The sequence below is a fragment of the Mangrovihabitans endophyticus genome, assembly GCF_014646155.1.
GTDB lineage: Bacteria > Actinomycetota > Actinomycetes > Mycobacteriales > Micromonosporaceae > Actinoplanes > Actinoplanes endophyticus.
This window is the reverse complement of the sequence record NZ_BMMX01000017.1, coordinates 103,347-123,676: the sequence shown is the minus strand read 5'-3', so window position 1 is coordinate 123,676 and position 20,330 is coordinate 103,347. Positions and strand designations below refer to the sequence as shown.

Sequence of the window (20,330 nt, the reverse complement as noted above, 5' to 3'; positions counted from 1 at the left end):
CCGTCCACTCAGGGCACGCTCGGCCGCGCCCCACCCTGCACACTGTGTGCGCGATGCGAACACTTGGTCTTTATACGTACAGGGTTGCGATTGATCGATGTCGCTGTCAAGACCTTGTTTCGGCCATGTCACCCGGTTGATCACCCCGGCGCGCGGCGTCGCCTGCACCCGGTCACCGGACGGCGCGATCACCGTGGGATGACCGGCCGCCGGGCGCCGTCCAGCGCCCGGCGGTCGGCGTCCGGCACGCCCGACTTGCGGAAGAAGTACGCGTTGATCTGGTCCCGCCACTCCCGCGCGCTGCGCACCTGCTCGTCCAGCCGCTCGCTCACCCGCGCGTGCAACGCCGCACTCAGCAGACCGCCCGGCGGCAGCGCCCGCCACCGCTCGCGCATCCGCTCCACCTGCTCCACCCCGGCGAAGTGGCTGTCGTAGATGTGCTGGATCACCGTCGTGCCGCTGCGCAGCACATGGCCGTACGGCACATGGTGGAAGAACAGCAACAGCTCGTCCGGGCACTCGTCCGGCGACTCGTAGATCCGCGACCAGGGCTGCGGGTACTGCCCGGTGAAGCCGGTGCCGGTGGCCCGGGTACGGTCCACGCCCACCCCGTCGCGGTCGGCGAAGTGGTAGGTGCCCCAGCCGGTGTACTCGTACCCGTCCACGTCCGGGCCGTAGTGGTGTCCGGGGCGGACCATGAACCCCACGCCCAGCGGAGCGGTGTACCGCTCGTATCCGCGCCACGAATCGTCCATGATCGCGTGCAGGGTGCGCCGTGGCTCGGCATCCGGCCCCGCCGCCGCGCCGAAGGTCAGCGTGATCCACTCGTCCAGCACCGCACACGGGTCCAGCGCCGGGTCCCACGCCAGCCGCCCGTACGCGTAGAGGTTGGCCTGCGCCAGCGGGTGCCCGGTCCAGAAGGCGTCGGCGCCGGTGTTCGCCACCGCGACCAGGCCACCGCCCGCCGCGGCGACCGAGGCCACGGTCTGTCCGCCGGCCCAGCCGAAGCCGAGCGTCTCGCTCCACGGCGTGCCCAGGTAGCAGACATGCCGCTGCTGGCCGGTGTACTCCTGGGTGGCCTGCACCTCCACCGCCAGCCGGGTGCCGGGCATGGCGGCGATCACCGGGGACACCGGCTCGCGGGTCTGGAAGTCGACCGGCCCGTGCTTGACCTGCACGATCACGGTGTCCCGGAAACGTCCGTCGAGTGGTGCGAAGTGCTGATGCGCCGCCTTGGCCCGGTCCGTGCCGCGGTCGCGCCAGTCCTGGTGATGGTTGTAGACGAAGGCCCGCCAGTGCACCACGCCCCCGTGCGGGGCCAGCGCGTCGGCGAGCATGTTCGCGCCGTCGGCATGGTCGCGTCCATAGCCGAACGGGCCGGGTTGCCCCTCGCTGTCGGCCTTCACCACGAACCCGCCGAAGTCCGGGATCGCGGCGTACACGTCCCGCGCGGCGGCCGCCCACCATGCCCGGACGGCCGGGTCGCACGGGTCGGCGGTGTGCAGAGCGCCGACGGTCCGCGGTGCGGCGAAGCTGACCGACAGGTGCACCCGGATGCCGTACGGGCGCATCCACCCGGCGATCGCCGCGACCTCGCCGATCCGGTCGGTGAGCAGGCGAGCCTCGGTGGGGTGCACGTTGACGTTGTTCACCGCGACGGCGTTGACGCCGCAGGCGGCCAGCAGCCGGGCGTAGGCCCGGATCCGCGCCGGATCGGCGGTGAAGGCGCCGGCCGTCCAGAACAGCGAGCCGCCCGCGTAACCCCGCTCGACCTGACCCATCACCGGGTGCACGTCCACGTTGTCCCAGTGGTCGACCATCCGCCGCCGCATCGCGGGCCGGTGCCGCCGCACGCCGAACGGCGCGCCGAACGCGGCGTCGCCCGCGCGGAGCACGTGGAACAGCCCGTGCAGCAGGCCGGCGGGCGCGTCCGCGCAGACCAGGGTGGCCGCGCGCCGGGTGATTGCGAAGCCCTCCGCGCCGAGCGTGCCGGCGACCTCGGTGCGCAGGTCGTCCCAGCCGGCCACGCCGTCGCCCGGTCCGGCCGCGGCGAGCGCGAGGACCAGGTCGGCGGGGCCGGCGGGTCCGGTGCGGTCCAGCCGCCCGCCGTGCGTGCGGACCGCCGCGGCGATCTCCGCGGCGACCGTCTCGACCAGGTCGGCCCCCGCCGCCCCCGCCGCCTCGGCCGCCACTGCCGCCCCCGCGCCGGAGGGGCCGGGGAGGAACACCCGCCGCGTGCCGATCGCCCGCCACGCCTGCGAGGGAAGCCACCCGGCATGCCAGCCGCGCGCGTCGCCGGTCACCAGTCGTGCACCGTGCCGTCGCGCAGCCGGGCCAGCGGAAGGTAGGCGGGTTCGTAGGCGAACTTCGCCGCGGCGGCGACGTCGAGGGTGACGCCCAGGCCGGGCCGCTCCCCCGGATGCAGCAACCCGTCGGCGAAGGTGAACGACGTGTCGAAGACCTCGCCGGTGACCTCCGCGTGCGGCATGTACTCCTGGATGCCGAAGTTGTGGATCGCCAGGCCCAGATGCAGCGCGGCGGCCATGCCCACCGGGGAGACGTCGGTGGGGCCGTGCATGCCGGACTTGATCTGGTACATCCCCGCATAGTCCAGGATGCGCCGCAGGCCGGTGATCCCGCCGGCGTGCGTGACCGACGAGCGCACGTAGTCGATGAGCTGCTCGGCGATCAGGTGCTGATAGTCCACGATGGAGTTGAACACCTCACCGATCGCCAGCGGCGTGGTGGTGTGCGAACGCACCAGGCGCAGCGCCTCCTGGTTCTCCGCCGGGGTGCAGTCCTCCAGCCAGAACAGGTCGTACGGCTCCAGCTCCCGGCCCAGCCGCGCGGCCTGGATCGGCGTGAGCCGGTGGTGCACGTCGTGCAGCAGCGGCAGCTCCGGCCCGAACTCGGCGCGCACCGCCTCGATCACGCCCGGCAGGTGGCGCAGGTAGGCACGGGTGTCCCAGTCCTCCTCGGCGGGCCGCGCGGTGCGGCGGGCGGGCTCGTAGTCGTACCGGGAGCCGGCGCCGGCCTGCGCGGCGATGCCGTACTGCCGGGTGATGCCGGGCACCGCGGTCTGGATCCGCACCGCGGCGAACCCCCGTTCCCGGTGGTGGCGGATGGAGTCGAACAGCTCGCTGCGGTCCCGGCCGCTGGCGTGACCATAGGCCAGCAACCCGGTGCGGCTGGCGCCGCCGAGCAGTTGGTAGAGCGGCAGCCCGGCGCGTTGCGCCTTGAGGTCCCACAGCGCCACGTCCACGGCGGCCAGCGCGGTCATGGTGACCGGGCCGCGCCGCCAGTACGCGCTGCGGTACAGCGTCTGCCAGGTGTCCTCGATCGCGTGCGCGTCACGCCCGGCGAGCAGCGGCACGACATGGTCACGCAGGTACGCGGCGACGGCCAGCTCCCGGCCGTTGAGGGTGGCGTCGCCCAGCCCGGTCAGGCCGTCGTCGGTGACCACCCGCAGGGTCACGAAGTTGCGGCCCGGACTGGTGACGATCACCTCGGCCGATTCGATGATCACTGTCTTGGTTCCTCTCGCAGCACGAGCACGTCGCGGGCGCCGACGCCGACCGGTTGCCCGGCCTCGGTCCGCCTGCCGGTCAGCAGGTCCGTCGCGCTCGCGTGCGCGCGCACCTCGACCGGCCGGCCGGTGTGGTTGAGCAGGAACGTCAGCCGGGTCCCGTCGGGCCGCACCCGCACTGCAGTCTCGCACCCCGGCACATCGGCGTACGGGCCGACGAGCCCGTGGCGGCGCAGCAGGCGCCGGACCACCCAGCCGACACCCTCGGCGTCCAGGACGGTGCCCACGTACCAGCCGTGGCCGGCGCCGAACCGGTTGCGGGTGACCGCCGCGGTGCCGGCGTAGAAGTCGGAGCGGTAGGTGCCGACCGTCTCCGCGGTGTCCGGCAGGACGAGTTCGAAGACCAGCGACGCGCCGGATTCCCGGGTGTCCGCGCCGGCGGCCAGGGTCACCGGGTTGACCACGCCGGACGCTCGGGCGTCCCACTCGTCCACCCGGATCCCGGTGAGCCGGGCGAGCGGGCCGGGCACGTCGGCCGGGAACGCGTTGTCGGCCTCGTCCACCCGACCGGACAGCACCGTGGTGAGCACCGAACCGCCGCGTTCGGCCACCCGTTCCAGCCGGGCCGCCAGGTCGCCCTTGACCATGTGCAGGCCGGGCGCCAGCACCACGTCGTACCCGGACAGGTCGGCGGTGACCGGCACGACGTCGACGTCCGCGCCGCAGCGCCACACCGCGCGATGGTAGGCGCCCACCAGGTCGCGGTATTTCAGCAGCCGCGACGGGCCGTCGGAGATCTCCAGCGCCCACCAGCTCTCCCAGTCGAACAGCAGCGCCACCCGCGCCGGGGTGCGCGCGCCCAGCGCCGCGTCGCCGAACCGGCGCAGCTCCGCGCCGAGCGCGGCGACCTCCCGGAACACCCGGGTGTCCGCGCGTGCGGCGTGCCCGATGACCGCGCCGTGGTATTTCTCGCAGGCCCCGCGCGAGGCGCGCATCTGGAAGAACAGCACCGCGTCGGCGCCGTGCGCGACGGCCTGCCAGCTCCACAGCCGCATCACGCCGGGAGGCTTGAGCGGGTTGACGTCCCGGCAGGCGGTGACGCTCGGCGTCTGCTCCATCAGCCAGAACGGCTGTCCCTGCTTGAGGCCGCGGATCAGGTCGTGGCCGAGCGCCATCCCGGCGGGCACGGCGTCGTCCGGCGGACCTCCGCCGGCCCGCCCCTCGTCACCGGCCCGCCCCTCGTCGCCGGGCGGCGCTGAGTCACCGGGCGGCGCTGAGTCACCGGGCGGCGCTGAGTCGTCCGGCGGATAGTTGTCCCAGGACGCGAAGTCCAGGTCGGCCGCCCACCGGTGGTAGTCGATCGGCCGGTACAACCCCATGAAGTTGGTGGTGACCGGGGTGTCCGGGTCGGACTCGCGGATCGCCGCCTTCTCGGCCCGGAAGTTGTCCCGCATCGCCTCGGACATGAAGCGCAGGTAGTCCAGCGTGATGCCCTGGAACGCGGTGTGGTCCGGGCCGCGCCAGTGCTCGGTGAGCGCGGACGGCGGCTCGATCTCGTCCCAGCCGGTGAAGACGTGCGCCCAGAACATGGTGTTCCAGGCGTCGTTGAGTTCCTTGAGCGTGGTGTACCGATCGCGCAGCCACACCCGGAAACCGGCGGCGCACCTGTCGCAGTAGCACGCGCCGCCGTACTCGTTACCCACATGCCAGGCCACCAGCCCGGGGTGTCGCGCGTACCGCCGGGCGACCCGGCGGGCCAGTTCCGCGGACAGCCGCCGGAACACCGGCGAGCTGGGGCAGGCGTTGTGCCGCTGCCCGTACCGGTGCGCCCGGCCCTCGAAGTCGGTGCGGTTGACCTCCGGGTGCGCCCGCGCCAGCCACGGCGGCAGCGCGCCGGTCCCGGTGGCCAGGCAGATCATCCGCCCCCGGTCGGCGGCGCGGCGCACGATCCGGTCCAGCAGCGCGAAGTCGTAGGTGTCCGGGGCCGGCTGGGTGTGCGACCAGGCGAACACGCCGAGCGTGACGGTGTCCACATGAGCCAGTGCGAGGAGCCGGTCGTCGTCGTCCCAGACGTGCTCCGGCCACTGCTCCGGGTTGTGATCGCCGCCGAACGGGATCTTTCCGGTCACCGGCAGGCTCATCGGGTGAAGTCCGTCCGGATCGCGGCGATCATCGGGGCCGCGGTGACGCGCAACGCCCACGCGAAGACGGACGCCATCGCCAGCAGGGCCGCCTCGGACCAGGCGAGCGTGACGCACAGGGCGACGGCCAGCAGCCCGGTGTTGCCCGCGGTGGTGGCCGGCGCGTGGCCCAGCGACCACCACGCGAGGCGGCCCACGTCGCGCAACCGGAACGCGAACAGCGCCACCACGACCAGGGCGTTCAGCCCGCACAGCGCGACCACCAGCGCGACGGCCGCCAGCGGCAGCGCCCACCAGCCGGGCAGCACCGCCGGCAGCAGCGCGAGGTTGACCGACAGCACGGTCAGCCACACCAGCACCGCCGCCCACACCAGGGTGGCCGGCCGCCAGCAGGCCCGGTAGCCCCGCCGGAACGCCGCCGCCGGGTGCAGGTCGGTCAGATCCGGGCGGCGCCGGTCCATCGCATACACCGCGGCGGCCAGCGCCGGCCCGGCGGGCAGCGCGCACAGCGCGGCCAGCGGGAGATTGCCGGGGCCGGGCCCGAGCAGGGTCAGCCCGGCCAGGCCCGGTGCGGTGGCGAGCAGCACGCACGCCTCGACGGTGAGCAGGGTGTAGACCAGCGCGGCGGCGCGGGCCAGCGGACCGGTGCCGAACCGCTGATCGGCCGGCGGCATCCGGCTCATCCGCTCACCTCCGTACCGCTGCCGCCGCGCTCGTCCGCGCCGCCGGGGACCGCGCCGCCCGGGACCGCACCGCCGGGGACCGCGCCGCCGTCACCGTCGGCGCCGAGCAGCTCGCGGTCGTCCCACCACGGCGGCGTCTCGTCGGCGACCGGGGTCAGCTCCACCAGGGTCACTTCGTGCGCGGCCAGCACCAGGTCCAGCACCACGCGGCCGTGGGCGACCGGCGCGCGGGCGTGGCCGCGGACCGGCTCGGCGGCCTCCCGCAGAGCGTCCACCTGGGCCGGGCGGGGCGACGCCGGGCTGCCCATCTCCCGCCAGGCGGTCCACGCGTTGCCGCACTCGTCGTTCACCGTGGCCCGGCGCACGTACATGGCCGTCGCCGGGCCGGCGGGCAGGGACAGGGCGAGCGTGTGCCGCCGGTCCGCCGGCGTGAACCCGTCGGTGCTGACCGGGTGCCACGCCAGCACGGCGAGCCGGTCGCCGTCGCGGGTCACCAGGTGGTCGTCGGCGCGGGCCAGGATCTCGTCGCCGAGGCGGGCCAGGAACGCGTACAGGTGATAGGTGGGTTTCTTGATCTGCCGGTGTGCCAGCAGGCCGAAACCGCCGTGGAACAGCGCGGTCGGCACCCCCACCTCCTCGAAGACGTCGCAGAACGTCCAGTAGGAGAAGGAATCCACGTGCTCGCCGCCGGCGGCCAGCACCGGGGCCAGGTAGGCCGCGTGCCAGGCGGTGTCGTGGATCGGGTTGTCCGGCCGGTACGACGAGTTGAACTCGGTGATGTGCACCGGCACCCCGGCCAGCGCGGTGCCGGCCAGCAGCTTGCGCGGCGCGGCGAACTGTTCCAGCAGGCTGCTCGCGGGGGCCAGCCGCTGCCGGGTGCCGAACGGCACGTGCCGGGCGGGCTTGGAGGTGTAGGCGTGTTTGCTCACGAAGTCCACCGGCACGTCACGGGCGGCGGCGAAGTCGGCGAAGCGGGGCAGCCAGTCGTCCCCGGCCGGGGACAGCGCCGGACCGCCGACCTGCAGCGTGGCGTCGACCTCCTTGACCGCGTGCGCGGCCACCTCGTACAGCCGGTGGTATCCGTCCTGGTCCGCGCCCTGCCAGAAGAACGGCAGGTCCGGCTCGTTCCACACCTCGATCGGCCAGCCGCGCACCTCGGCGATCCCGTACCGATCGACTAGGTGGGCGACGGTCGAGCGGACCAGGTCCGCCCATTCCCGCCACGATCCGGGCGGGGTGATGTTGCCCCGCCACCAGAACACCGTGGCGTCGCCGGAGGCCATCTCGGTGGGCATGAACCCCAGCTCGACGAACGGGCGGATGCCGCGTTCCAGGTACGCGTCGACGACCTGATCGACGTACGTGAACGCGTACCGCACGTGGTCCGCGTCGTGGTAGGCGTACCGGCGGTGCACGCCCGTGCCGTCGCTGAGCAGGCCGTGCCCGCGCAGGTGCCGGAAGCCGATGTCGCGCTGCGCCACGGCCAGCGAGTCCTGGTAGTCGCGGCGCAGCGCGAGGTCGAACCGTCCGGTGCCGACGCAGGCGCGCCACGCGGGGGTCAGCCGGGCGATCGCCGCGTCGCCGACGACGGTGCGTGTCACGTGCTCGTCCTCCCGCTCAGCCGTGGTCCTTCGCGTACCGCTGATAGGCCTCGTTGATCAGGTCGATGTAGGCGCTCATGTTCTTGGTCTCCAGCTCCTGGAGGTAGGCGTCCCACTGGGCGAAGTCGCGCTGGCCGAGGATGAACTGCAGGGAGGCCGCGGCGACGAAGTCCTTCAGCGGCGTCTCCCACAGCGTGGCGCGTTCCTGCTCCTCATCGGTGAGCGGATGCGGCGGGGCCAGCGGCAGGGTGGTCTTGGCGTTCACCGCCTTCTGGAACTCCTTCTCCTCCTCGGAGAACATCGACTCCAGCAGTTGAGTGCTGCCGCCGTAGGCGAACACGCCGTTGAAGAACCCGTACTTCTGTTGCAGCGGCAGCGTGCCGTCCAGCCCGTTGAGGTACCGGTACTCACCGGCGGGGGTCTTGGTGTACGTCACGCCGGGCACGCCCCAGCGGGCGAACTCCTCGCCCTCGTCGGAGTACCAGAGCCAGTCGATGAACTGCATCATCGCCACGAAGTCCTTGCTCTGCCGCGCCTTGCTGGAGATCATGACGCCGTTCTCCAGCCGGCCGCCGCGCCGCACGTTGCCGGCCGGCCCGGCCGGCTGCGGAATCTTCGCGACCTTCGCCTCGGGGTGGGTCTTGGCCAGGGCGGGCCGGTAGTCGTTGACGATGCTCTGCGCGTTCGCGCAGATCGCGAAGGACTTCTCGGTGGCCAGCTTCTGGATCGCGGCGTCGTCCTCCTGGGTGAAGCCCTCCCGATCCATCAGGCCCGCACGCACCAGCGTGTTCAGGAACTGCAGCATGTTCCGGTATTCGTCCATGGCGCCGGTGAACACGAACTTCTTCTGCGCCGGGCGCCAGTAGGCGTTCTGATAGTCCCAGCCGGCGGCGGTGTTGTAGGCGGCCGAGATGACCGACAGCAGGCAGCCGCCCGGCGTGGGGATGCCGAACCGGTCGGAGAACGGGATGGTGGCCGGGTACGCGCTCTTCATCGCCGCCAGCGCGTCGTGCACGTCGTCCCACGTCCGCGGCACCGGCTCGCGCAGCTTGTCCAGCACGTCGGTGCGCATCGCCACCGAGTAGTCGGTCCAGACCTCCTCGTGCACGCCGGGGAGCACGTAGAACTTGCCGTCGGTGCGGCGGATGGTGTCCAGGTCCGCGCCGAGGTTCCATTTGGCGATCTTCGTGGTGAAGTTCGGCATCAGGTCGAGATAGTCGCTGACCGCGAGGATCGCGCCGGACGAGACGAACGGGATCTCCTGATCCCGGTACGTCTTCGGGATGATCGTGGGCGCGTCGCCGGCGCCGATCAGCAGGCTGCGCTTCTGCTCGTAATCGCTCCTCGGCACCGCCACCGTCGTGAGGGTGACGTTGGTGCGCTTGGTCAGCTCCTTCCAGAACAGCCAGTCCTTGTTCAACGGGTAGTCGGCGTGGTTGCTGTAGAGGATGCTGAAGGTCAGCGGCGTGGTGGCGGTGAACTGGGTGCCGGCCTTGAAGTCCGGCATCGCGCCCGTCCGGTTGCCGGACAGGTCCTCGGTCGTGGCCGAGTCGTCGCCGCCGTCACAACCGGCGGCGGCCAGGGCGGCGGTCGCCGCGCCCGCCGTGAGCAGGACTCTGCGCCGGGTCATCGGGAGCATCGGGAGCATCCTTTCGGTGGGGAGGGAGTCGAGCGTGGGGGCGGCGGGTCATCCCTTGACCGCGCCGAGCATCACGCCGGAGACGAAGTAGCGCTGGATGAACGGGTAGACGAGCATGATCGGCAGCACCGTCAGCACCATCGTCACGGCCTGGATGTTGGCCGCGGTCTGGGCGAGACTGTCCTTACTGCTGCCCACCGAGGTGGCGGTGGCCGCGCCGGCGATGAGGTTGCGCAGGTAGACGGTGACCGGGAACAGGTCGACACGATCCATGTAGAGGAAGGCGCTGAACCACGAGTTCCAGAAGGTCACCGAGTAGAACAGCACCATCGTCGCGATCACCGCCTTGGACAGCGGCAGCACGATGCGCAGCAGGATCCCGTACGTGCTCAGGCCGTCGACCGCCGCGGCCTCCTCCAGGTCGCCGGGCAGGCTCTCGAAGAACGCCTTCATCACCAGCAGGTTGAAAACGTTGATGGCGTTGGGCAGCGCGATCGCCCACACCGAGTTCTTCAGTCCCAGGCTGGTGACCAGCACATAGTTCGGGATCAGGCCGCCGGTGAAGAACATGGTGAAGACCGCGATCCCGATCAGCGCGCCGCGGCCCTTGAGGTTCTTCTTGGACAGCACGTACGCGTAGCAGGTGGTGAGCACCATGGCGACGACGGTGGCGGTGACCGTGTAGACCACGGTGTTGCGGTAGTTCACCCAGAACGTCGCGTCGGACATCACCAGCTTGTACGTGGTCAGGTTGAAGCCGCGCGGGATGACGCTGACCTGACCGGACCGGATCTCCCCCTCGCCGCTGAACGACCGGGCCACGATGGTGGCGAACGGGTACACCGTGACCAGCACGACGATGCTGAGCAGCACCGCGTTGACGACCGGGAAGACGCGCCCACGCTCGGCATCGGCGATCGACCGGGGCCGGGACCAGGACCGGGTCCGCACGGTCACCACAGGCTCGTCCCCACCGCGCGCCGGGAGATCTGATTGGCGGTGAACACCAGCACCAGGCCGATGATCGCTTCGAACAACCCGATCGCCGCCGCGTAGCTGAAGCTGTTGGACACCACGCCCATGCGGTAGACGTACGTGGAGATCACGTCGGCGGTCGGATAGGTGAGCGGGTTGTAGATGAGCAGGATCTTCTCGAAGCCCACCGCCATGAAGGTGCCGATGTTGAGGATCAACAGCGTGATCATCGTGGGGCGGATGCCGGGCAGGGTGACGTGCCAGGTCTGCCGCCACCGGCTGGCCCCGTCGATCCGTGCGGCCTCATAGAGGTCGGAGTCGATGGTGGTCAGCGCGGCCAGGTAGAGGATGGATCCCCAGCCCACCGTCTGCCACGCCTCGGACGAGACATAGATCGCCCGGAACCATTCCGGCTGCTGGATGAAGGTGATCGGCGCGTGGCCGAGGCCCTTGAGGACCTGGTTGACCGTGCCGTCCACGGCGGTGATCTGCAGGATGAAGCCGGCCACCACCACGATGGACAGGAAGTGCGGCAGGTAGGACACCGACTGCACGAACCGCTTCAGCCTCCGCCGGCGCATCTCGTTAAGCAGCAACGCCAGCACGATCGGCAGCGGAAAGCAGACCAGCAGCGACAGCACACCCAGTGTCAGGGTGTTGCCGAACACCTTCCAGAACGTCGGATCGTGCAGGAACAGCCGCACGTAGCGCAGCCCCACCCACTGGTCGCCGAAGATGCTGCCGCCGGGCTGGAAGCGGCGGAACGCGATGACGTTGCCGGCCATCGGCAGATAGCGGAAGACGACGAAGAACACCAGCGGCAGCACGGCCAGCGAATAGAGCTGCCAGTCCCGGCGAAACGCCTGCCGCCAGGTGCGCCGGCGCACCGGTGCGGGCCGCGCCGCGCGGGCGAGCGCCTGGCCCGCCTCGGGCGCCGCAGCGGGCGGATCGGACGTCACCGGTGCGCTCATCCCGACCCCTCCTGGTCCGGCCGGACGGCGCCGGGACGGCACGAACCGGTCAATGCGCAGCCGGAAGTTTCGGTTTTGGATGTGTAAATTCTCGTTACGCTTCCGGTAATCTAGATTTAGATGTTCGTGGATGTCAAGGAGCCTCCGTGGCCGTCTTCGACCTGCCCCTGCACGAGCTCACCGGTTACACCCCCGAGGTGAGCGAGCCACCGGACTTCGACGAGTTCTGGCGACGCACCCGGGGCGAGTCCGATCGCGACCCGGCGGTGCTCTCCGCCGAGGCGCACGATTGCGGGCTGCGCCTGGTGCGCACATGGGACGTCACCTTCGCGGGTTTCGGCGGGGACCCGGTGCGCGCCTGGTTCACCCGCCCGGCGCACGCCGAACCGGACGAGCCGCTGCCCGTCGTGGTGGAGTTCCCCGGCTACGGCCGCGGTCGCGGCCTCCCGCACGAGCGGCTCACCTGGCCCACGGCCGGGTACGCACATCTGCTCATGGACACCCGCGGGCAGGACGGGCACTACGGCGACGGCGGCGACACCCCGGACCCCCGGCACGACGCCCTCGGCGGCCCCGGCCCGGTCACCCGCGGCATCCTGGCGCCGGACGACTACTACTACCGGCGGCTCATCACCGACGCGGTGCGCGCCGTGCAGGCAGCCCGCACGCTGCCCGGCGTGGATCCGGAGCGCACCGCCGCGGCCGGCAACAGCCAGGGCGGCGGGCTCGCGCTGGCGGTGGCCGGGCTGGTGCCGGACCTCGCGGCGGCGGTCGTCACCGCCCCGTTCCTGTGCCACATCACGCGGGCGCTGGACATCAGCGACGCGGACCCGTACCGCACGATCGCGCACTATCTGTCCCTGCGGCGCGCGGACACCGACCGGATCCTGCGCACGCTGTCTTACGTGGATGGTGTGCACTTCGCCCGGCGGGCGCGCGCGCCGCTGCATCTGGGCCTGGGGCTGCGCGACACCACGTGCCCGCCGAGCACGGTGTTCGCCGCCTACAACCACTACGGCCGCCTCCACCCGAGGAGGCCGGACACCACGGTGGAGGTGTACCCCTACAACGGCCACGAGGCGGGCGGGGCCTTCCACGTGCCGCGCCAGTTGCGATGGCTGGCGAAGCACCTCGACCCCGCCATGCGCCCCGGCTGAGCCGGAACACGACACAGGCGATGGCACTCATCGTGGACGAGCAGGTTCGCTCAGTCCCGCGGGTCGAGCACGGCGATCCCGGCATCCTTAGCCGCCGTCGCGAGCCGATCGTCGTAGGTTGCCATGCCTTCCAGATCCGGCCCGAGCACCCGCGCGGTCGCCAGATGGATGGCGTCGAGCAAACACAGCATCCGGTCCGGCTCGTTCATCGCAGCGTTGATGATCTCGTCATCGATGCTCACGTAGTCAAAGGCCAGCAGGAGCGCCCTCGCCTCCGGCAGGATCGCCGGCCTCGCAAAATTGTTGCCACCTTATTCGGCGGGCACCAGGCGGAGCAGGAAGACTTCCGTGTCGCCCGTGGCGGGGTAGCCGCCGTACTTGCTGTCGAACAGGGCCAGGATCTCCGCCAGACCGGGGGCGTCGTCGTCGAGGTGGACCAGGTGGAAGGCGCACGTCTGCTGTCCCGCGCGGCGCGGCGGCCAGGCAGCCAGCGCACCGAGCGCGGCCACGCTCGCCTGCTGTCCTTCCCGCACGTGCTGCGTCGCCTGGTGGGCGAGCTGATGGGCAAGATGACCAGCGCCGTCGACGTAGACCTGATCGTCGGCGTTCACGTACGGCACCGCGCTCGTGCCCAGACGCTTCTCGCCGTCCGTCAGCGTGACGTCGAGCTGCCAGTACCGGTCCAGGGTCCGGATGTGGTCGCGATGGTCCCACAACTCGTCGAAACGCCGGTCCACGAACTGGCCCCACGGGCTGGCCATGTCGACCTCCAACTGGGGGACGTCGAAGGACACCTTGCCGATCGGGAAGAACGAGATCAGCGCGCGCCCGTCCCACTGGTAGAGCTGAATGGACGGTGACGCGTCGTACACGCAGATCCGGAGCCGGGACCGCTGCCCGGTGGCCAGGCCCGCGCGGAACTCCTGCAGGTGACGCAGGTTGTCCCGGATCTGCGCGGCGACGTCGATCTGCCGCCGTTCGAGCTCTTCCGCCCGTTGACGAGCGGCGGCCGAATCCGGGTCGAGCAGCAACACGCGGATGGTGGCCCCCTGCTCCAGGGCCTCCCGCATGGCCTGCTCGGTGCGGCCGCGGGCGCGACCGTCCAGCAGAAGGGTCCAGGTGTCCAGAATCCGGATCTGGTGATGGGTCTCGCGCATCCGATCGATGAAGGTCGCCCGGTCGAAGCGGTCGTGCTCCTGAACGCGAGCGCGCCGGGCGTCGTCGAAGATCGGGTCGAAGATCAGATAGGAGACCGCCGCGAGCGCGAGGCTGGAGCCGAGGTTGAGCAGCAGGTCACTGGTGAAGCCACCGGTCGACCACGCGGCGACGAGCATCCCGGCCGACACGGTGGACAGCAGGCCGCCGATGACGAGAGTGCGGAGCCGTCGCCGGAGACCGTTGCGCATGCGCCACTGATACACCGCCGGCCCCCTCCCGCCCGAGGATCATGGTCTCCGATGACGGCGAGATCACACAAGCGGCGTGACGGTCCACAGTGAACCTTTTGTCACACCGCAGCGCCCGGCGCGGTGTGCAGCAGGCGGAACTCGCGGCGCCGCAGCGCGCGCAGCACGAGGGCCGCCGGATTGCCGAACGCCTGGAGCCCCTCCGCCGTGCCGAACGGCTCGATCCCGTCGATCTGGTACTCGGCGCCGCCGTACACCACGACGCAGCGTCCGGCCGCCACGACGTTGCGATACCAGGAGACCTCCGGGCCGTACGTCAGCTCGGCGACGAAGTCACGGCCGTGCCGGGCCAGGATCAGCGGCGTCTCGTACGTCTTGCCGGTCTTGCGCCCGGTGTGCCGCACCAGCGAGAACGGCCCGCGGCCGGCGCGCGCCGCGCGTGAGGTGAGGCGGTTCAGGGTGTGCTTGAGCGTCCACAGCGCGCCGCGCCGGAACCGGTGGGCCATCGTGACCTCCTTCGAACTCAACGTTCGATGAATTATGCCACGACGGCATCCACCGGAACACGGCTAGTGGGTGGCGCGGGTGCGTAGCCCCCACCCGTACGGGAAGAGCGGCCGGTAGTTGCGGTCGCCGACGTTGATCGGCTCCTGCGCCGCGTCGCGCGGCCAGCTCACCGGCAGCCTTGCGGTGAAGGCCGTCCGACCGAACAGCACGTCCGCCACGCCCGCCCCCTCGCTGCCGGGCAGCCACGAGGCGACAAGCGCGTCGATGTCACCGAGCTGGTCGGTGATCACCTGCGGCCGGCCGGACACCACCAGGACCGCACACCGCGGGAGCTCGGCGCACACCTTGCGCACCACCGCGCGGTCGCCCGGCTGCAGGTCCATCGACTTCGGCTCGGCCTGCGGCGGCGTGCACCAGGAGCACACCGGCCCGCCGACGTCGCCGAAGCCTTCCGCGTACGGCGTCTCGCCGACCACCACCACGCCGACGTCGGCGCCGTCGGTCGGAGCGGAGGCGTCCGCGCTGTACGTGATGTGCGCGCGGGGCGCCACCTCGCGCAGACCTTCCAGGATCGTGGTGCCGGGGATGCTGTCCCCGGACCGGCCCTGCCAGTCGAGGGTCCAGCCGCCGGCCTGGTTGCCGATGTCGTCGGCGTTGCGCCCGGCCACGTACAGGCGCGCGTCGCGGGCCAGCGGGAGCAGCCCGCCGGCGTTCTTCAGCAGCACCTGCGACTTTGCCACCGCCTCACGAGCCACCCGCCGGTGCGCCGCGCCGCCCACGATGCCGGTGCGCCCGGGCGGCGCGTACGGGTGCTCGAAGAGGCCGAGCCGGAACTTCGCGCGCAGGATCCGGCGGACCGCGTCGTCGATGCGCGCCCGGCTGACCCGGCCGGCCACCACTTCGGCCTTGAGCAACTGCTCGAACCGCGGCGCGGTGCCGGGTTCCATGAACATGTCGATGCCCGCGTTGACGCCCGCGCGCACCTGGCCGGCGGTGGGCCGGGGCTCGTCCGGCGGCGCGTCCGGGTCGGGAATCTGGTGGATGCCCTCCCAGTCGCTGATCACGAAGCCGTCGAACCGCATGCCCCGCTTCAGCACGCCGGTGATGAGCGTGCGGTTGGCATGCATCTTCACCGGGTTACCGACGCCGTCGCCGGTGAAGTCCACGCTGGAGAACGACGGCATCACGCTGCCCACGTCGTGCGCGCGGACCGCCGCCAGGTACGGCGACAGGTCCAGCATCGCGAACCGCGCCCAGTCGGTCACCGTGACACCCTGATCGATCGGGTAGTCGCCGGAGCCGGTGCCGTACTCGGTGTCGCCGTCGCCCGCGTAGTGCTTCGCGGTCGCCAGCACCCGGTCCGGGTCGGCCAGGTCCCGCCCGTGGCGGCCCTGCAGCCCGTCGATCGCGCTCTCCATCCGGATCACCAGCGCCGGGTCCTCGCCGAAACTCTCGTACGCGCGTCCCCACCGCTCGTCGCGGGCGACGCAGACGCACGGGGCGAAGTTCCACGGAATGCCGGTCGCCCGGACCTCCGCCGCGGTGGCCGCGTACACCCGCCGGACGAGGTCCGGATCGCGGGTGGCGCCCAGGCCCACGTTGTGCGGGAACACGGTGGCCCCGTAGACGTTGCCGTGCCCGTGCACCGCATCCACCCCGTACATCATCGGGATGCCCAGCGGGGTGCTCAGCGCCTGAGCCTGGAACGTGTTGACCATGTCGGCCCAGGCCCGCGGCGTGTTCGGGGTGGGCACCGAGCCGCCGCCGGACAGCACCGATCCCAGCCGCCATTGGGCGATCAGGCTCGGATCGCCGGCCACCGCGCCGCGTTCCGCCTGCGTCATCTGGCCGATCTTGTCGTCCAGGCTCATCCGGCGCAGCAGGTCGGCGACCCGACGCTCGACCGGCAGGCGGGCGTCCCGGTAGGGCGCCACGCCGGCACCGGCTCCGCGCGCGGGTGTGCCGTCCCGCGCCGCGGCGGTCGCCCGGGGTGCGGGCGACACCGCGGCGGCGGTGGTCAGGACCGCCACCGCGGAGATCGTGGCGGCGGCGCGCAGCCGCCGTGACATGACGTGAGGTCTGGATGACATAACGTCATCATCGCGACGTGGGCGGAACCGTCAACACCAATACCACCGCGGACTCCCGCGCCTATACGCACAATGTGAACCATTGACGTCGGACGTTGGCTGTTTACCGCCGTGAAATGCGCCTTGAGGCGGATTTCCGGCATTGAAAACAACGCGCCTCACCCGTAAATTCGCACCCGTCAGGCAATGCCGGGCACCCCGCGGCGCGGCCCGCTCCGGCGGGGTTCGCGCCGTGAGCGGGGTGGACGATGAGCGCAACCGGAGACGTGATCGTGGCGCGGCCAGCGGTGGCCGCCCTGCTGGTGACCGCGCTCGTCGCGGCCGGCGCACCGGGCACCGGCCCGGCCGCGGCGGCCGCGCCCACCGGTCCCTCCGCGGCGTCCACGCCGGTCGGCGCCGCGCACGGCCGTCCTCCGGCGGCGCTGACCGGCACGGACGTCGCCGTGGCGCACCACGAGGGCGGCACCTGGGACCTGGACGGCGGCTGGCGCTTCGCCCTCGCGAACACCACCGGCGCGGACGACCCGGACGCCAGTGCGGCGGACCCCGGATACGACGACTCCGGCTGGCGCGCGGTCACCGTGCCGCACGACTGGAGCATCGAGCTCAACCCGGTGGCGGGCGCCACCACCACCGCCGGCACCGGCTTCTACCCCGGCGGGCTGGGATGGTACCGGCGCGCCCTGGTGCTTCCGCGCTCGCTGGCCGGCCGGCGGATCAGCGTCGAATTCGACGGCGTCTACATGGATTCGCAGGTGTATTTCAACGGCCGCCGGGTCGGCGCCCACCACTACGGCTACACCGGATTCAGCGTCGACCTGCCGGGGGCGCACACCGACGGGCACACCGCCGACGTGCTCGCGGTCAAGGTCCGCAACCAGGTGCCCAGCAGCCGGTGGTACTCCGGCAGCGGGATCTACCGCAACGTGCGGCTGGTGGCCACCGGCGCGGTGCGTGTGCGGCGCGACGGCATGGCGGTCACCACCCCGGACGTCGCGCACGGCGTCGCCCGGGTCAGCACCGCACTGGACGGCGCCGACGGCACTCCGGTGCGGGTCACCTCCACCCTGCGCGACGCGCGCGGGCGCGTCGTCGGGGCGTCGTCGGCGACCACCCGGACCGGGAACGCCACCCTCGACGTGCGCATCGGGCGGCCGCACCTCTGGGACGTCGACGACCCGTACACCTACGGCGTGACCACGCAGGTACGCGTCGGCACCCGGGTGGTCGACACGTACGTGTCCCGGGCCGGTTTCCGCACCACCCGCTTCGACCCGCGGCAGGGCTTCTTCCTGAACGGGCGCCAACGCAAGCTGCAGGGCGTCAACCTGCACCACGACCTGGGCGCGCTGGGCGCCGCGGTGAACCGGGACGCGATCCTGAGGCAACTGCGGATCATGCGGGGCATGGGCGTGAACGCGCTGCGCACCTCGCACAACCCGCCCGCGCCGGAACTGATCCAGGCGTGCGAACAGCTCGGCATCGTGCTCATGGTCGAGGCGTTCGACGTGTGGAACGTCGGCAAGACGCCGTACGACTACGCCCGCTTCTTCCCCGCCGACGGCGACGCCGACCTGGCCGAGATGGTCCGCGCCGCGCGCAACTCCCCCGCCGTCATCATGTGGTCGATCGGCAACGAGATCCCCAACTCCTGGCAGCCCGACGCGGTGCCGATCGCGCGCCGGCTCATCGACGACGTCCGCGCGCTGGACACCACCCGCCCGGTGGTGATGGGCTCCGACAAGTACCGCTACATGCCCGAACCCGGCTCGCCGCTGGAACAGATCCTGCTGATGCTGGACGGCGTCGGTCTCAACTACAACACCGCCGCATCGGTGGATGCGCTGCACGCCCGCTACCCGGACACGTTCTTCTTCGAGTCCGAGTCGTCCTCGGAGACTTCCACGCGCGGCGAATACGACCAGCCGGAGCAGCTCAACACCGGGGAGAACCACGCACCGGGCCGGCGGGCCGCCTCGTCGTACGACAACAACCTGGCATCGTGGACGATGAGCGGCGAGTACGCGCTGAAAAAGGACCGGGACCGGCCCTGGTTCCTGGGACAGTTCCTGTGGTCGGGCATCGACTACATCGGCGAGCCGACGCCGTTCGGCACGTTCCCGGTGAAGACGTCGTTCTTCGGCGCGGTGGACACCGCGGGTTTCGCCAAGGACCAGTACCACCTGTTCAAGAGCCAGTGGACGAGCGCGCCCATGGTGCATCTGCTGCCCGGCGACTGGACCGGTCACCGGCCGGGTGAGCCGGTGCAGGTGTGGGCGTACGCGAACGTGGACACCGTGGAGCTGTTCCTGGACGGCCGGTCGCTCGGCGTGCGCCGGTTCGACCACAAGCGCACCGCCGGCGGCCGGGCCTATCTGGAGACCACCGAGCCGACCGGGGACGACAAGACCGTCACCGACGGGCCGTACCCGGGCAGCTACACCGGCAGCGACGGCACCGCCGGCCGTCTCCACCTGACCTGGACGGTGCCGTACGCTCCGGGCCGCCTGGTCGCGGTCGCCCGGCGCGACGGCCACGAGGTGGCCCGCGACGAGGTGCGTACGGCCGGAGCGCCCGCGGCGGTGCGGCTGAGCACCGATCGCCGCGTGGTGCGCGCCGACGGCCGGTCGCTGGCCTTCGTCACCGCCGACGTGGTGGACCGGCACGGTGTCGTCGTGCCGGACGCCGACCACCTGGTGCGCTTCTCCGTGCTCGGTGGACGCGTGGCGGGTGTGGACAACGGGCGGCAGGAGAGCGCGGAGAGCAGCAAGGCGCCGTACCGCACCGCCTTCCACGGCAAGGCGCTGGCCATGGTGACCCCGGACGGGCCGGGCACCATGGTGGTGACGGCACGCGCCGACGGGCTGCGGACCGGGCGCACCGTGCTGGCGGTCATGCCCGCGCGGTCCGCCGGAGGTCAGGGTCCGGTGCCGGTGAGCCGGTACGCGCCGGGCGCGCCCACCACACCGGTGGCCGCGACGCCGCCGGGCGTGGACGGGCTACGGGCGGACGCGAGCTTCGCGGGCGCCGAGGACACCCCGCCGGCCGCGATGACCGACGGCGATGACGGCACCGCCTGGTCCGACGCGTACGAGCAACCGCCGACCGCCCTGCTGCCGCAGATCAGCGCGGCCCGCACCGGCGATGAGGTGTCCGTGTCGTGGCCGCACGCCCGCACCGTCGACGGCGTGCGGGCCTGGTTCGTCATCGACGACCGGCACGCGCGGCCGGCCCGGGTGCGGGTGTCCACGTGGGGCGGCGGGCGATGGCGGCCCGCTCCGGACGCGGAGGTGACCTGGCCGGACGGCGACGACGAGCCGACGGTGGTGTCCTTCCCGGCGACCCGCACCACGGCGGTGCGACTGGACATGACGAGCAGCGCGCCGCAGACGCCGGGGGGCTTCCTGGGCATCACGGAGCTGCGCCCCGGCCGCTGACCGGCCCACGGAGACCACACCCGCCAGCCCCACGACCGCCCCCACCCACCCCACGACCGCCCCCACCCACCCGCGCCGCACCACGCCGCACCACGCCACGGCACCGCCACGGCACCGCCACGCCACGCCACGCCACGCCACGCCACGCCACGCCACGCCACGCCACGCCACGCCACGCCACGCCACGCCACGCCACG

General features: G+C 71.9%; 14 protein-coding genes. 2 read left to right on the top strand and 12 right to left on the bottom strand.

What is annotated here, in order from left to right; genetic code table 11:
* Positions 1-188: 188 nt before the first annotated feature.
* Genes IEY73_RS19205 through IEY73_RS19170 form a run of 8 tightly spaced genes read right to left on the bottom strand, consistent with a single transcriptional unit; the run spans position 189 to position 11,536 of the window.
* A complete protein-coding gene (locus IEY73_RS19205; RefSeq protein ID WP_229715962.1) occupies positions 189-2,303 on the bottom strand; it encodes an alpha-glucuronidase in 2,115 nt (704 codons plus the stop codon).
* On the bottom strand, positions 2,300-3,526 hold the full coding sequence (manD, locus tag IEY73_RS19200; RefSeq protein ID WP_189080626.1) for a D-mannonate dehydratase ManD: 1,227 nt from the start codon (positions 3,524-3,526) through the stop codon (positions 2,300-2,302). Before manD ends, IEY73_RS19205 begins: the two co-directional genes overlap by 4 nt.
* Positions 3,523-5,667: a beta-galactosidase gene (locus tag IEY73_RS19195; protein WP_189080625.1), complete on the bottom strand. Its 2,145-nt coding sequence runs from the start codon at positions 5,665-5,667 to the stop codon at positions 3,523-3,525. The genes manD and IEY73_RS19195 overlap by 4 nt, the downstream gene beginning before the upstream one ends.
* Entirely contained in the window at positions 5,664-6,350 is a 687-nt protein-coding gene (locus tag IEY73_RS19190; RefSeq protein WP_229715961.1) for a DUF624 domain-containing protein, read from the bottom strand. The genes IEY73_RS19195 and IEY73_RS19190 overlap by 4 nt, the downstream gene beginning before the upstream one ends.
* A complete protein-coding gene (locus tag IEY73_RS19185; protein ID WP_189080624.1) occupies positions 6,347-7,951 on the bottom strand; it encodes a GH39 family glycosyl hydrolase in 1,605 nt (534 codons plus the stop codon). Before IEY73_RS19185 ends, IEY73_RS19190 begins: the two co-directional genes overlap by 4 nt.
* Positions 7,952-7,967: 16 nt before the next feature.
* Positions 7,968-9,590 (bottom strand): ABC transporter substrate-binding protein, encoded by a 1,623-nt coding sequence (locus tag IEY73_RS19180; RefSeq protein WP_189080623.1) that lies wholly within the window; start codon positions 9,588-9,590, stop codon positions 7,968-7,970.
* Positions 9,591-9,638: 48 nt separating this feature from the next.
* Complete coding sequence (locus IEY73_RS19175) at positions 9,639-10,547, bottom strand: carbohydrate ABC transporter permease (RefSeq protein ID WP_229715960.1); 909 nt, start codon at positions 10,545-10,547, stop codon at positions 9,639-9,641.
* A complete protein-coding gene (locus tag IEY73_RS19170; protein WP_189080621.1) occupies positions 10,544-11,536 on the bottom strand; it encodes an ABC transporter permease in 993 nt (330 codons plus the stop codon). The genes IEY73_RS19175 and IEY73_RS19170 overlap by 4 nt, the downstream gene beginning before the upstream one ends.
* Positions 11,537-11,682: 146 nt before the next feature.
* Here IEY73_RS19170 and IEY73_RS19165 point away from each other — a divergent pair, with 146 nt between their 5' ends.
* Positions 11,683-12,693 carry an acetylxylan esterase gene (locus tag IEY73_RS19165; protein ID WP_189080620.1) on the top strand — a complete coding sequence of 337 codons (1,011 nt, stop codon included), beginning with the start codon at positions 11,683-11,685 and terminating at the stop codon, positions 12,691-12,693.
* Between the two features lie 50 nt (positions 12,694-12,743).
* Here IEY73_RS19165 and IEY73_RS19160 read toward each other — a convergent pair whose 3' ends face one another.
* The 4 genes from IEY73_RS19160 to IEY73_RS19145 all read right to left on the bottom strand — a co-directional run bounded on the left by IEY73_RS19160 (position 12,744) and on the right by IEY73_RS19145 (position 16,696).
* Positions 12,744-12,935 carry a PIN domain-containing protein gene (locus IEY73_RS19160; RefSeq protein WP_189080619.1) on the bottom strand — a complete coding sequence of 64 codons (192 nt, stop codon included), beginning with the start codon at positions 12,933-12,935 and terminating at the stop codon, positions 12,744-12,746.
* Positions 12,936-13,004: 69 nt separating this feature from the next.
* Positions 13,005-14,099, bottom strand: coding sequence for a DUF5919 domain-containing protein (locus IEY73_RS19155; RefSeq protein ID WP_189080618.1), 1,095 nt, complete (start codon positions 14,097-14,099; stop codon positions 13,005-13,007).
* Positions 14,100-14,200: 101 nt separating this feature from the next.
* The gene (locus tag IEY73_RS19150) at positions 14,201-14,605 is read right to left on the bottom strand and encodes a nitroreductase family deazaflavin-dependent oxidoreductase (RefSeq protein WP_189080617.1); all 405 of its coding nucleotides are present in this window, start codon (positions 14,603-14,605) and stop codon (positions 14,201-14,203) included.
* Between the two features lie 63 nt (positions 14,606-14,668).
* On the bottom strand, positions 14,669-16,696 hold the full coding sequence (locus IEY73_RS19145) for a glycoside hydrolase family 3 protein (protein WP_229715959.1): 2,028 nt from the start codon (positions 16,694-16,696) through the stop codon (positions 14,669-14,671).
* Between the two features lie 248 nt (positions 16,697-16,944).
* Here IEY73_RS19145 and IEY73_RS19140 point away from each other — a divergent pair, with 248 nt between their 5' ends.
* Positions 16,945-20,133, top strand: coding sequence for a glycoside hydrolase family 2 TIM barrel-domain containing protein (locus tag IEY73_RS19140; protein WP_189080616.1), 3,189 nt, complete (start codon positions 16,945-16,947; stop codon positions 20,131-20,133).
* Positions 20,134-20,330 lie beyond the last annotated feature (197 nt).

Excerpts from the sequence above, each read along its gene's own strand:
- IEY73_RS19195 (WP_189080625.1), bottom strand. The coding sequence starts at position 5,667 with ATGAGCCTGCCGGTGACCGGAAAGATCCCGTTCGGCGGCGATCACAAC.
- IEY73_RS19190 (WP_229715961.1), bottom strand. The coding sequence starts at position 6,350 with ATGAGCCGGATGCCGCCGGCCGATCAGCGGTTCGGCACCGGTCCGCTG.
- IEY73_RS19180 (WP_189080623.1), bottom strand. The coding sequence starts at position 9,590 with ATGCTCCCGATGACCCGGCGCAGAGTCCTGCTCACGGCGGGCGCGGCG.
- IEY73_RS19170 (WP_189080621.1), bottom strand. The coding sequence starts at position 11,536 with ATGAGCGCACCGGTGACGTCCGATCCGCCCGCTGCGGCGCCCGAGGCG.
- IEY73_RS19155 (WP_189080618.1), bottom strand. The coding sequence starts at position 14,099 with ATGCGCAACGGTCTCCGGCGACGGCTCCGCACTCTCGTCATCGGCGGC.
- IEY73_RS19150 (WP_189080617.1), bottom strand. The coding sequence starts at position 14,605 with ATGGCCCACCGGTTCCGGCGCGGCGCGCTGTGGACGCTCAAGCACACC.
- IEY73_RS19145 (WP_229715959.1), bottom strand. The coding sequence starts at position 16,696 with ATGTCATCCAGACCTCACGTCATGTCACGGCGGCTGCGCGCCGCCGCC.
- IEY73_RS19140 (WP_189080616.1), top strand. The coding sequence starts at position 16,945 with ATGAGCGCAACCGGAGACGTGATCGTGGCGCGGCCAGCGGTGGCCGCC.